Source organism: Bathymodiolus japonicus methanotrophic gill symbiont, assembly GCF_019721995.1.
Lineage (GTDB): Bacteria > Pseudomonadota > Gammaproteobacteria > Methylococcales > Methylomonadaceae > Methyloprofundus.
Genome location: NZ_BLYC01000020.1, coordinates 13,818 through 25,731 on the forward strand (window position 1 = coordinate 13,818; position 11,914 = coordinate 25,731).

Consider the following 11,914-nt stretch of genomic DNA (forward strand, 5'->3'; position numbering starts at 1 on the left):
AAAGGCGTACTGGCTTGATGCGCTGTATGGTGAAAAAGCCTTTATGGACGAAGCCGCTAAAGAATCTGGAGGCTCGCAGGTGATTAGCCAATTACGTAAAAACCAAAATATTGAATATAGAGGTAAAATAAGGTCAGTCGAGAGCTACTTTAATTCGATTAACAAAGGCATTGATCAGATAATACGTGTACGTGGCGGCAAAGAGATTAAAGTGACTGTCAGCAGTGCACGATTGAAGGTGAGTTCTCACAGTAAAAAACGCTTTGTCATTGCCTTAAAATATGACGGTGAAAACGACTATCGCTATTTAGTGGCGACAGACCTGACTTGGCGCACACAAGATATTATTCAAGCCTATACGTTGAGATGGCTGATTGAGGTTTTCTTTGAGGACTGGAAGCTTTATGAAGGATGGGGGCGTGAGGCCAAACAATTAGATGAAGAGGGATCAAGCCGTGGCCTGATTCTGAGTCTTTTGTTTGACCATTGCCTTCTCCTTCACCCAGAGCAAATAGCCCGCATTGAAAGCAAACTACCTGCGTATACCGTAGGAAGCTTACAGCGCAAGTCTCAAATGGATGTACTGCTTGAGTTCATCACGTCATTGCTAGCCCATATTCGTCACTATTGATGATGTAGTTGTTATAAATCAATTGGTTGAAATTTTAAAAAGTAGCCAGTTGGCACTACAGATTTTGTGTTTTTGTATAAAACGTTGGATTTTTTAGAGTATTTTTGTCGCATGTAAATTACACTCAAATAATGATGATTTTTTTGACAAAAGTCAATGAATTTATCGACAAAAATAATATAAATGGCACTATAAAACTTTCAAAAAAAACACCATTGATTTTAAAGAGAATTTTTCGACAAAAAATCGCTTAAACCCATGAATCAATGGCTTAGAAAGATGAAAGTGACGAAGATGGGCTAGAGTTTCCAGATCCTGGTGATAAGCTGAAAGAGTTAGGTGAATTAATAAAGGATGTGTTTCAACTGATGCCATCAGGAAAACATATGATTGGCAGAGATTTAGGGCGCTTAGGGCCAACAGCATCATTAAAGTATTGTTCTGCTGGGTGAAGGTAAGAGTTTGATGGCAATGGGATGGAAAAACTTGAACATCGAGTGTTATTGAATGTCTTTTCAATCGTCCGTCGTTTGAAATATAGCATGGCAATGGCTCCAGGGTTAATAGTCATTGGCAAGGTTGTCACAAACCGGTGAAGTTTTCCGGTTTCTGGATCACGGTAATCCACCACGTTAAATTTGATGCCCTTGTTTTCGTACAGACTGTATGCTTCAACTCCTGTATTGATCTCATGCTGGGAGTCAAAAGGGATAGACTCAACCAGAGTCCCAATTGAATTTTCTTTTAGCATTGAAATCATGTAATTAGCATGTCGTTTCTGCCGATCCCACCAGACAAAGTCGGTGACGGCTTTATCGTAGACATAGAGATGTTTCTGAGAGCTGTTATTTCCCTTGTTTTGCTTTTCAATATGATCTCGTAACACAGGTATTTCTTGATGTCTCTGAGTTCCGTTTGTCACCAGACAAAGAAATCAGAGAGTGGTAGGTCTTTAAGCATGGGTGATATCCGTTTATGAGGTGATTAAAACGGAAATTTTTAGAAAAATTTTTTCGGCAATTGCAAGCTTTATTTGAAATTATTTGTTGTTTCTTTACGGTGCCTACAGAGTGTCTATTTGCTGTTATAAGTGATTAAAATCAAAAAGATGGAAATATTCGAGTGGTGCTACCTTCAGGTAGGTTATAGGCTGCTTTGTTTAGGTACTTCTTCTTTCAATGGGAACACTGATGGTCAGCATAGAAGATGGTGGGCAAGCCTGCATCTGACGGGTAACCGTTGGCAGCAGATCGCCTTAAACTATACGCTTACTGCTAATACCGTGATCGAGTTTGACTTTAGTAGCAATACTGAGGGAGAAATTCACGCATTTGGTTTTGACACTGACCTAAGGCAAGATAAAAACTTTGCTTTCCAGCTTTTTGGTACACAAAACTGGGGCATAGGGAGCTTCAATAATTACAGTAGCGCGAACGGAACACAGCATTATGTGACTCCTGTTGGGCAATTTTATATCGGGCAAATGCAGTACTTATTTTTTGTAAATGATCACGATGTAGTTCCTGCTACGGCAGAAAGCCTGTTTAGCAATATTATGGTTTATGAAAACACCCCGTAACACCATCACGAACCATTGATCCTAAGAAGCTGCAGTTGAGTGCGAACCTTGTGGAGCAACTGCAGTTTTCTTAGCTTGAAGTAAAATAGCCCTCAATCAGATAGGTAATACTCTACCGTCGAGACGACTCTGACCTTTTTTATATACGGGCTGTTTTTATCTCGGGCGTTGATACTAAATTGCCCCTGAGCAGCGCGTTTTATTTTACCCAGTTTACTATTAGAATCAGCAGCAAATTTCTCTGCCACTTCTCTGGCATTACGCGTTGCTTCTTCAATCATCTCTGGTTTAACTTCATTCAGCTGGGTAAAAATATAATCCGTCTGGCCTTGATAATCCCCCCCCTGTAAACGCTATTCCCGTTTTTCCTAGTTCCGGTAGTAATTTCATAACACTCCGAACAATCTGAATATTTTTAGAGTAAACAGTAACGACTTGCTGTGCAGTATAGCGAAATTCAGCCTTGGCATTACCATATTGCTGAGCGGATCTGTCAGTAATATGCGGTGCAGAAATGGATATTTCATTGCTGTTAATTTTGTTTTTTTCTAGGAAGCTCTTGATCTTTAGATTGCTGGTTTCAATTGAGCTATAGAGTTGCGCAAGGTCATTACTGGATTCAGTAAATTGTATAGGCCAGATGACAATATCGGCAGGATATTCGCGTTCTGACAGGCCTTTTTCCGTCACCGTGCGCTCGTACTCTTTATACTTTATAGCTGCATTAGCTAACGGGTAACCGACAGCGGCCAGGCCTAAAAATATAAAACCGCCTAGAATAAAGGCATTTAATTTCATCAGTGTTCCCCTATCAATTGAGGCTGTGAAACTAACCTCGCCACAAGAGAGCTCATAAAGCACTGTAAAGACATTCCTGTTATTATTGCGTTTTGAACTGCCCGAATGGTATACGAGCTGATACGAGATATTCTTGCCTGGAAAAATAATGGATTCACAAAACGATCTCGTTTTTGAGCCTGTTGCTGCCTAATCTCCAGAGCCTCGCTATATTTTTTATCCGATGGATGAATCAATTCTGGCTGTTGTGTTTTTGAAATCTCTTCAAACACGCGCATTAAATTATAGCTCATTGCAGTCAGGCGCATTTGATTTTCAAGTGAGCGGGTATTGGAAGACCAAGCTTTAGTTTCCTTGAAATTACTTTTAGTGTTATTGAATGTCTTTTCAATCGTCCATCGCTTGAAATACAGCATGGCAATGGTTCCAGGGTTAATAGTCATTGGCAAGGTTGTCACAAACCGGTGAAGTTTTCCGGTTTCTGGGTCACGGTAATCCACCACGTTAAATTTGATGCCCTTGTTTCCGTACACACTGTATGCTTCAACCCCTGTATTGATCTCATGGCGGGAGTCAAAAGGGATAGACTCAACCAGAGTCGCAATTGAATTCTCTTTTAGCATTGAAATCATGCAATTAGCATGTCGTTTCTGCCGATCCCACCAGACAAAGTCGGTGACGGCTTTATCGTAGACATAGAGATGTTTCTGAGAGCTGTTATTTCCCTTGTTTTGCTTTTCAATATGATCTCGTAACACAGGTATTTCTTGATGCCTCTGAGTTCCGTTTGTCACCAGACAAAGAAATCTGAGCAACCCACTTCTGAGATTCAACGCGTAAATCCCCCCGGCCGCATAAACTTTCCCCTTGCTGTTTTTTTCAGTATGGCAGGCATGATCAATAAAATGTCCATCCGCCGCTTCTATGGTGTATTCGTCAAGTTCCGGGAATGCTTTAACCCATCTTCGTCACTTTCATCTTTCTAAGCCATTGATTCATCGGTTTAAGCGATTTTTTGTCGAAAAATTCTCTTTAAAATCAATGGTGTTTTTTTTGAAAGTCAGGCGCGCCATGCTACCTCACGAAATTCCGGGACTCCTGTCGCCGTAATTCGTTCACCTACGCAGCGAATAGGAGATGCTCCAGCCGCCCTGCGTCCGCCACAGACTGAGCACAAAGCAGCTCAGTCATGGCTACCACAAATGGCTCTACGGCTATTCGGGATAAAATTTTAGCCTCCCTCGCGCGCTATCGCGCACTTCGGATTGGCAAATTTCCCTGCGCCTTCTGGAGACTATCAGCCCGTCCGGGGCTGACAGCGTTTGTAGTGCCATTTATATTATTTTTGTCGATAAATTCATTGACTTTTGTCAAAAAAATCATCATTATTTGAGTGTAATTTACATGCGACAAAAATACTCTAAAAAATCCAACGTTTTATACAAAAACACAAAATCTGTAGTGCCAACTGGCTACTTTTTAAAATTTCAACCAATTGATTTATAACAACTACATCATCAATAGTGACGAAGATGGGTTAAGATAATCAATGCCTTGCGATAGCAGTGTTTCAGAGTGAAGATGATAGCTCTGCTGTTCAAATGTCTCAAGCATACTTGTTCGTCTATGCGACTTCAGTGATTTAAAATACGTTGAGTGGGGAAGCAGCTGGCCATAAATCTGTTCATTGGTTTGGAGGAAATGGCGACCACTATCGACTACACTGATACAGCGTAATAACCCAAGGCGAATAAAGTCGATATCCTTCAACTCTGGGCATGAACGAGCCCACAAAGGATGACGCTCTGCTAACAGGGCACGTTCCATACTTTCATTGCAGTGTTGGTGAATATGTTCAGAGAGTGGTAGGTCTTTAAGCATGGGTGATATCCGTTTATGAAGTGATTAAAACGGAAATTTTTAGAAAATTTTTTTCGGCAATTGCAAGCTTTATTTGAAATTATTTGTTGTTTTTTTACGGTGCCTACAGAGTGTCTATTTGCTGTTATAAGTGATTAAAATCAAAAAGATGGAAATATTCGAGTGGTGCTACCTTCAGATAGGTTATAGGCTGCTTTGTTTAGGTACTTCTTCTTTCAATGGGAACACTGATGAGATATACTGCATACCGGCCTGAATGTATAACCTAACTCTAACAATTCTGCACATCGCACAGCAGCTTTTACTCTGAGCTATAAATAATTAATGAAACTTTCAATCGTACTTCCTGCAAAAAACGAAGCAAAAAATATCACCGCTGTATTACAGAACATACAAGCGCAGAAACTTAATGCGGAAATATTCATCAGTGTTCCCATTGAAAGAAGAAGTACCTAAACAAAGCAGCCTATAACCTACCTGAAGGTAGCACCACTCGAATATTTCCATCTTTTTGATTTTAATCACTTATAACAGCAAATAGACACTCTGTAGGCACCGTAAAAAAACAACAAATAATTTCAAATAAAGCTTGCAATTGCCGAAAAAATTTTTCTAAAAATTTCCGTTTTAATCACCTCATAAACGGATATCACCCATGCTTAAAGACCTACCACTCTCTGAACATATTCACCAACACTGCAATGAAAGTATGGAACGTGCCCTGTTAGCAGAGCGTCATCCTTTGTGGGCTCGTTCATGCCCAGAGTTGAAGGATATCGACTTTATTCGCCTTGGGTTATTACGCTGTATCAGTGTAGTCGATAGTGGTCGCCATTTCCTCCAAACCAATGAACAGATTTATGGCCAGCTGCTTCCCCACTCAACGTATTTTAAATCACTGAAGTCGCATAGACGAACAAGTATGCTTGAGGCATTTGAACAGCAGAGCTACCATCTTCACTCTGAAACACTGCTATCGCAAGGCATTGATTATCTTAAAGCATTCCCAGAACTTGACGAATACACCATAGAAGCAGCGGATGGACATTTTATTGATCATGCCTGCCATACTGAAAAAAACAGCAAGGGGAAAGTTTATGCGGCCGGGGGGATTTACGCGTTGAATCTCAGAAGTGGGTTGCTCAGATTTCTTTGTCTGGTGACAAACGGAACTCAGAGGCATCAAGAAATACCTGTGTTACGAGATCATATTGAAAAGCAAAACAAGGGAAATAACAGCTCTCAGAAACATCTCTATGTCTACGATAAAGCCGTCACCGACTTTGTCTGGTGGGATCGGCAGAAACGACATGCTAATTACATGATTTCAATGCTAAAAGAAAATTCAATTGCGACTCTGGTTGAGTCTATCCCTTTTGACTCCCGCCATGAGATCAATACAGGGGTTGAAGCATACAGTGTGTACGAAAACAAGGGCATCAAATTTAACGTGGTGGATTACCGTGATCCAGAAACCGGAAAACTTCACCGGTTTGTGACAACCTTGCCAATGACTATTAACCCTGGAACCATTGCCATGCTGTATTTCAAGCGATGGACGATTGAAAAGACATTCAATAACACTAAAAGTAATTTCAAGGAAACTAAAGCTTGGTCTTCCAATACCCGCTCACTTGAAAATCAAATGCGCCTGACTGCAATGAGCTATAATTTAATGCGCGTGTTTGAAGAGATTTCCAAAAACACAACAGCCAGAATTGATTCATCCATCGGATAAAAAATATAGCGAGGCTCTGGAGATAAGGCAGCAACAGGCTCAAAAACGAGATCGTTTTGTGAATCCATTATTTTTCCAGGCAAGAATATCTCGTATCAGCTCGTATACCATTCGGGCAGTTCAAAACGCAATAATAACAGGAATGTCTTTACAGTGCTTTATGAGCTCTCTTGTGGCGAGGTTAGTTTCACGGCCTCAATTGATAGGGGAACACTGATGTTTAATTTACTATTTTCCTGCATCTGTCCCTCCTATAAATTTATGGTCAATACTAGTGCTGCTCTAGCTTTGCGGACTGAAGTCCGCTCTACGGCCTGTTTCGCCTAGCCTTAAAAAAATCACGTAATAAATTACCACAGCTTTGTGCAAGCACTTCACCCTGCCATTCTATCTGATGATTCAAAAAATCGGCATTAGCCAGGTGCAATACACTACAGACTGCGCCACGCTTTGCATCTATGGCACCAAATACCAGTCGCTTTACACGCGCATGTGCAATTGCTCCCATGCACATTACGCAGGGTTCCAGGGTGACATACAACGTAGTGTCAATTAAACGATAATTCTCTATGCTTTGCCCAGCCTTACGTATGGCTGCTATTTCCGCGTGCGCGCTAGGGTCATGGTCTGCAATCGGTGTATTCCAGCCTTCGGCAATGCACTGGTTATCCCGCACCAGTACCGCACCTACCGGAACTTCTCCTTGCGCTTCAGCTCCTTGCGCTAACCTAATTGCATGGCGCATCCAGGCTTCGTCTTGTGCTGCATCTACTCCCACTCTATAGTTGCGGGTGGTTTTCCAGAGATATCATAAGTCACACGCGAGATACCATCGACTTCATTAATAATGCGGGTAGAGACATGGCCTAAAAAGTCGTATGGCAGGTGCGCCCAACGTGCGGTCATAAAGTCTATAGTTTCCACCGCACGTAAGGCAATCACATAATCATAACGGCGCCCATCGCCCATCACTCCAACGGATTTAATTGGTAAGAATACGGCAAAGGCCTGACTTACTGTTTGATATAGGTCCTGCTTATATAATTCATCCATAAAAATAGCATCAGCCTGACGCAATAAATTCGCATATTGTTTTTTGACTTCGCCTAAAATGCGTACACCTAGCCCAGGCCCCGGGAAAGGGTGGCGGTAAACCATATCGTAAGGCAAGCCCAACTCGGTGCCCAGTTTACGTACTTCATCTTTAAATAACTCACGCAAGGGTTCTAGCAGCTTTAAGGTCATATCTTCCGGCAACCCACCGACATTATGATGCGACTTAATTAAGTGCGCTTTGCCACTTGCAGCGCCTGCTGATTCAATCACATCAGGATAAATCGTTCCTTGCGCGAGCCATTTGGCGTCAGTTAATTTACCTGCCTCTTCATCAAATATCTCTACAAACAGATTACCGATAATTTTGCGCTTCTGTTCCGGGTCGGTTATTCCTGCCAGAGCCGATAAATACCGCTGCTCGGCATCCACCCGAATCACTCTTACGCCCATATGTTGCGCAAAAGTTGCCATGACCTGATCGCCTTCATGCAAGCGCAATAAGCCTGTATCGACAAACACGCAAGTGAGTTGCGTGCCTATCGCTTTATGCAATAAGGCTGCAACCACGGATGAGTCCACGCCCCCTGAAAGCCCAAGAATCACCTGATCATTACCCACTTTTTTCTTAATGCTTTGTAGGTTTTCGCTGATAATATGCGCCGAATCCCATAACGCTTCACATGCACAAATATCCAGTACAAAGCGGCTTAATATGCGTCCACCCTGTTTTGTATGTGTGACTTCTGGATGGAATTGCAGCCCATAAAAGTGCTTGTCTTCATTCGCTATTCCTGCGATTGGTGCGCCATCCGAGCTAGCAATCAGTTTGAAGCCCTCAGGCAACTCAACCACCCGGTCGCCATGGCTCATCCAGACATCCAGCAAGCCATACCCCTCGGGTGAGGTATGATCTTCTATATCGGTTAATAACTGTGAATGTCCACGCGCACGGATTTGCGCATAGCCAAACTCTCTATGATCTGAAGATTCTACTTTGCCATTCAGTTGCTCGGTCATGGCCTGCATGCCGTAGCAGATACCTAAGACAGGCACTCCCGCATTAAACACTGCTTGCGGTGCGCGTGGCGTATCACCCGTTGTAACAGACTCAGGTCCTCCGGATAAAATAATCCCCTTTGCACCAAATGCGCTAATTTCTTTGTCTGTACAGTCACAAGAATAGATTTCGCAATATACGCCTATTTCACGTATGCGCCGCGCTATAAGCTGGGTATATTGTGAGCCAAAATCTAAAATCAGGATTTTGTGTGCATGAATATCAGTTGTTTGCTGGGTCACGGTATTCTCTTAGTATAAAAATCAGGGCTATAAATAAGTCGAGGCTCCCTAGTGCTGCACTAGGGAGCCTCGACTTAGGAACGCGCACGGAATAAGTTGAGCATCTGGCGTAGAAACTGGCGCATAGCCGGCTACGTTACAGTTTCTACACCGCTGAAGACGGATAAAAAGGCAAGCAAGTTGCTTAATATGAACAAAGCACCGTTTACGAAATCCGGTAATTCGGTGCCTCTTTAGTAATGGTTACATCATGTACATGGCTTTCGCGCATACCCGCGCTACTTACCCTGACAAATTGTGCGTTTTCATGCAGTTTTTCTATGCTGGCACAACCGGTATACCCCATACTGGCACGAATTCCACCCAGCGCCTGATGGATAATGGCGACCAGACTACCTTTATACGGAACCCGTCCCTCAATGCCTTCGGGAACCAGTTTATCTGATGAATCTGCATCTTCCTGAAAATAACGATCACTAGAGCCTTGCTGTTGTGCCATCGCGCCAATAGACCCCATGCCGCGATAAGATTTATATGAGCGTCCCTGGAATAACTCAACATCACCAGGCGCTTCTTCCGTTCCTGCAAAAAGCCCACCGAGCATTACTGAATAGGCACCTGCGGAAAGGGCTTTTGCCATGTCGCCTGAGTAGCGTATACCCCCATCAGCAATTAGAGGTACTCCGGTTCCTTTTAAAGCCTTTGCGACATTATCCACTGCAGAAATCTGTGGCACTCCAACACCGGCAACAATACGCGTAGTGCATATAGAGCCAGGGCCTATGCCCACTTTCACACCATCAGCCCCCGCTGCAACTAAGGCTAATGCCCCCTCTGCTGTTGCGATATTACCGCCAATAACCTGTAAATCAGGAAAATTTTTCTTTACCCAGCGCACGCGATCCAGCACGCCTTGCGAATGTCCATGCGCGGTGTCTACTACGATCACGTCAACACCCGCTTCAACCAGGGCAGTGACGCGATCTTCTGTCCCTTCGCCAGTACCAACTGCAGCACCCACTCTTAAGCGCTCCAGTTCGTCTTTACAGGCACTCGGGTAATCTTTCGCTTTTTGAATATCTTTAACGGTAATCATGCCCCGCAAGTGAAAATCATCATTAATGATGAGTACTTTTTCGATCCGATGTTCGTGTAATAATTTTAAAGCCTCGGCTTGGGTAAAGTTTTCCTTAACTGTGATCAGCCGCTCTTTTGGGGTCATTACCTTAGCGATTGACTCATCCAGGCGTGTTTCAAAACGCAAGTCGCGGCTCGTCACGATACCAACTAACTCAATGCCATCGACAACAGGTACGCCGGAAATATTATGTTCCTTAGTGATCGCCATAACATCACGCACTGTCGCTGTTGAAGCAACTGTGATAGGTTCTCTGATAACGCCGCTTTCAAATTTTTTAACACTACGAACTTGTTGCGCTTGCTCCTCTGCGGTCATATTCTTATGAATAATTCCGATACCGCCTTCCTGAGCAATCGCAATTGCCAGTCTCGCCTCTGTAACGGTGTCCATTGCAGCAGAAACCAGTGGGATATTGAGGGCGATCTTGCGCGTCAACTGTGTTTTCATTGACACTTCACGTGGCATCACAGTTGAGTGCGCTGGTACTAATAGCACATCATCAAAAGTTAAGGCTTCCTGTATAATTTGCATAACACCTTCCGTCCAACCAATAAAAATTAACCGTGCATTATACTATGATTTCATCATTACTTTATAGTACAAATCAGGCGCGCCATGCTACCTCACGAAATTCCGGGACTCCTGTCGCCATAATTCGTTCACCTACGCAGCGGATGGGAGATGCCCTGAACGCCCTGCGTCCGCAACGACTACGCATAAAAGCCGCGTAGTCATTACTACCTCACTGGCTGGACGGCTATTCGGAATGCAATTCTTGCTCCTCTCGCGTGCTGCTAGCACACGTCGAATCAGCGAATTGCCCTGTCCCCTATCAGTGACTAAAAATCACCACTTCGCTAACCCATCTTCGTCACTTTCATCTTTCTAAGCCATTGATTCATCGGTTTAAGCGATTTTTTGTCGAAAAATTCTCTTTAAAATCAATGGTGTTTTTTTTGAAAGTTTTGTAGTGCCATTTATATTATTTTTGTCGATAAATTCATTGACTTTTGTCAAAAAAATCATCATTATTTGAGTGTAATTTACATGCGACAAAAATACTCTAAAAAATCCAACGTTTTATACAAAAACACAAAATCTGTAGTGCCAACTGGCTACTTTTTAAAATTTCAACCAATTGATTTATAACAACTACATCATCAATAGTGACGAAGATGGGCTAAGCTCCGTTTCCATGATTTTCAGCGAAAGATACATGCAAAAACACGTGTAGAGCGTGGCTTCAGCCCGCCTTTTAAAAACGTGTGAAGATTCGCGGACTAAGGACCTGCTCTACCCCCCCCCCTAAGTCTTGGGGAGTCGCTATTTTTGCGAAAGCTTGTTTTGGGCATCCCAGCCCAAGCAAGCAGCAAAAACTTAACGCGACCACTTATGCCTCCGGCGGCCCCGATTCGTCCTCGTCACCTCGTCCCGACCCAACAAGGGGTCGGAACATAGGCTCCAAATGACTTGACGCCGTGTCGGATGGCCTTTTATTTTGTCTCCACCTTCGCTAACGCTCAGACTCCGACAAAACAACGGCCCTACGGCTATCGCGGACTAAAAATCTTCACTTCGCTAAAGCTCCGTTTCCCTGATTTTCAGCGAGTGAGTTTTATTCCATTAGTTTGAAAAAACTTTTCGGCGCTCCACATACAGGACAGGCCCAGTCTTCCGGAATATCTTCCCATAAGGTTCCCGGCGCAAGGCCGCTATCTGGGTCGCCCTTTTCTTCATCATAGATATGCTCACATTCGAGACAATGATATTTTTTATATTCCGCCATATTCC

The 11,914-nt window shown here is 43.2% G+C and carries 14 protein-coding genes and 1 pseudogene; 7 read left to right on the plus strand and 8 right to left on the minus strand.

Annotation, left to right across the window (positions count from 1 at the left end; all coding sequences use genetic code 11):
* The first annotated feature begins 43 nt into the window (after positions 1-43).
* A complete protein-coding gene (locus K6984_RS20125; RefSeq protein ID WP_221897180.1) occupies positions 44-631 on the plus strand; it encodes a hypothetical protein in 588 nt (195 codons plus the stop codon).
* Positions 632-992: 361 nt separating this feature from the next.
* On the opposite strand, the gene K6984_RS20130 is transcribed toward K6984_RS20125, so the two are convergent.
* The gene (locus K6984_RS20130) at positions 993-1,553 is read right to left on the minus strand and encodes a hypothetical protein (protein WP_221897140.1); all 561 of its coding nucleotides are present in this window, start codon (positions 1,551-1,553) and stop codon (positions 993-995) included.
* Between the two features lie 168 nt (positions 1,554-1,721).
* Between K6984_RS20130 and K6984_RS20135 the strand changes: the two genes are divergently transcribed.
* Complete coding sequence (locus K6984_RS20135; protein WP_221897141.1) at positions 1,722-2,210, plus strand: hypothetical protein; 489 nt, start codon at positions 1,722-1,724, stop codon at positions 2,208-2,210.
* A gap of 92 nt (positions 2,211-2,302) precedes the next feature.
* On the opposite strand, the pseudogene K6984_RS20140 reads toward K6984_RS20135, so the two are convergent.
* Positions 2,303-3,008 (minus strand): annotated as a pseudogene (locus K6984_RS20140) (SIMPL domain-containing protein).
* The gene (locus K6984_RS20145) at positions 3,008-3,934 is read right to left on the minus strand and encodes a transposase (RefSeq protein WP_338024554.1); all 927 of its coding nucleotides are present in this window, start codon (positions 3,932-3,934) and stop codon (positions 3,008-3,010) included. Before K6984_RS20145 ends, K6984_RS20140 begins: the two are co-directional and overlap by 1 nt.
* 263 nt (positions 3,935-4,197) lie before the next feature.
* On the opposite strand from K6984_RS20145, the gene K6984_RS20150 reads away from it, so the two are divergent.
* Complete coding sequence (locus K6984_RS20150; protein WP_221896876.1) at positions 4,198-4,401, plus strand: hypothetical protein; 204 nt, start codon at positions 4,198-4,200, stop codon at positions 4,399-4,401.
* A 116-nt stretch (positions 4,402-4,517) separates the two neighbouring features.
* Here the strand turns inward: K6984_RS20150 and K6984_RS20155 are convergent, their stop codons facing one another.
* Positions 4,518-4,889 (minus strand): hypothetical protein, encoded by a 372-nt coding sequence (locus K6984_RS20155; RefSeq protein WP_221896877.1) that lies wholly within the window; start codon positions 4,887-4,889, stop codon positions 4,518-4,520.
* 655 nt (positions 4,890-5,544) lie between these two features.
* Between K6984_RS20155 and K6984_RS20160 the strand changes: the two genes are divergently transcribed.
* On the plus strand, positions 5,545-6,627 hold the full coding sequence (locus K6984_RS20160; RefSeq protein ID WP_221897142.1) for a transposase: 1,083 nt from the start codon (positions 5,545-5,547) through the stop codon (positions 6,625-6,627).
* Positions 6,575-6,844 carry a hypothetical protein gene (locus tag K6984_RS20165; protein WP_221897143.1) on the plus strand — a complete coding sequence of 90 codons (270 nt, stop codon included), beginning with the start codon at positions 6,575-6,577 and terminating at the stop codon, positions 6,842-6,844. The genes K6984_RS20160 and K6984_RS20165 overlap by 53 nt, the downstream gene beginning before the upstream one ends.
* Positions 6,845-6,934: 90 nt before the next feature.
* On the opposite strand, the gene tadA is transcribed toward K6984_RS20165, so the two are convergent.
* The 3 genes from tadA to guaB all read right to left on the minus strand — a co-directional run bounded on the left by tadA (position 6,935) and on the right by guaB (position 10,654).
* Positions 6,935-7,405, minus strand: coding sequence for a tRNA adenosine(34) deaminase TadA (tadA, locus tag K6984_RS20170; RefSeq protein WP_221897144.1), 471 nt, complete (start codon positions 7,403-7,405; stop codon positions 6,935-6,937).
* On the minus strand, positions 7,396-8,982 hold the full coding sequence (gene guaA, locus K6984_RS20175; protein ID WP_221897145.1) for a glutamine-hydrolyzing GMP synthase: 1,587 nt from the start codon (positions 8,980-8,982) through the stop codon (positions 7,396-7,398). Before guaA ends, tadA begins: the two co-directional genes overlap by 10 nt.
* Before the next feature lie 205 nt (positions 8,983-9,187).
* The gene (gene guaB / locus K6984_RS20180; RefSeq protein ID WP_221897146.1) at positions 9,188-10,654 is read right to left on the minus strand and encodes an IMP dehydrogenase; all 1,467 of its coding nucleotides are present in this window, start codon (positions 10,652-10,654) and stop codon (positions 9,188-9,190) included.
* A 798-nt stretch (positions 10,655-11,452) separates the two neighbouring features.
* Here guaB and K6984_RS34310 point away from each other — a divergent pair.
* Together K6984_RS34310 and K6984_RS20185 are read left to right on the plus strand one after the other, a co-directional pair.
* Positions 11,453-11,581 (plus strand): hypothetical protein, encoded by a 129-nt coding sequence (locus K6984_RS34310; RefSeq protein WP_263458596.1) that lies wholly within the window; start codon positions 11,453-11,455, stop codon positions 11,579-11,581.
* Between the two features lie 27 nt (positions 11,582-11,608).
* The gene (locus K6984_RS20185) at positions 11,609-11,755 is read left to right on the plus strand and encodes a hypothetical protein (RefSeq protein WP_221897147.1); all 147 of its coding nucleotides are present in this window, start codon (positions 11,609-11,611) and stop codon (positions 11,753-11,755) included.
* Here K6984_RS20185 and K6984_RS20190 read toward each other — a convergent pair.
* Positions 11,739-11,909 carry a rubredoxin gene (locus K6984_RS20190; protein ID WP_221897148.1) on the minus strand — a complete coding sequence of 57 codons (171 nt, stop codon included), beginning with the start codon at positions 11,907-11,909 and terminating at the stop codon, positions 11,739-11,741. The genes K6984_RS20185 and K6984_RS20190 overlap by 17 nt on opposite strands.
* Positions 11,910-11,914: the final 5 nt, after the last annotated feature.

What these genes read in the sequence shown, in the direction of transcription:
- K6984_RS20160 (WP_221897142.1), top strand. Translation starts at nt 5,545, where the DNA reads ATGCTTAAAGACCTACCACTCTCTGAACATATTCACCAACACTGCAAT.
- K6984_RS20190 (WP_221897148.1), bottom strand. Translation starts at nt 11,909, where the DNA reads ATGGCGGAATATAAAAAATATCATTGTCTCGAATGTGAGCATATCTAT.
- K6984_RS20150 (WP_221896876.1), top strand. Translation starts at nt 4,198, where the DNA reads ATGGCTACCACAAATGGCTCTACGGCTATTCGGGATAAAATTTTAGCC.
- K6984_RS20125 (WP_221897180.1), top strand. Translation starts at nt 44, where the DNA reads ATGGACGAAGCCGCTAAAGAATCTGGAGGCTCGCAGGTGATTAGCCAA.
- K6984_RS20155 (WP_221896877.1), bottom strand. Translation starts at nt 4,889, where the DNA reads ATGCTTAAAGACCTACCACTCTCTGAACATATTCACCAACACTGCAAT.
- guaB (WP_221897146.1), bottom strand. Translation starts at nt 10,654, where the DNA reads ATGCAAATTATACAGGAAGCCTTAACTTTTGATGATGTGCTATTAGTA.
- K6984_RS20185 (WP_221897147.1), top strand. Translation starts at nt 11,609, where the DNA reads ATGGCCTTTTATTTTGTCTCCACCTTCGCTAACGCTCAGACTCCGACA.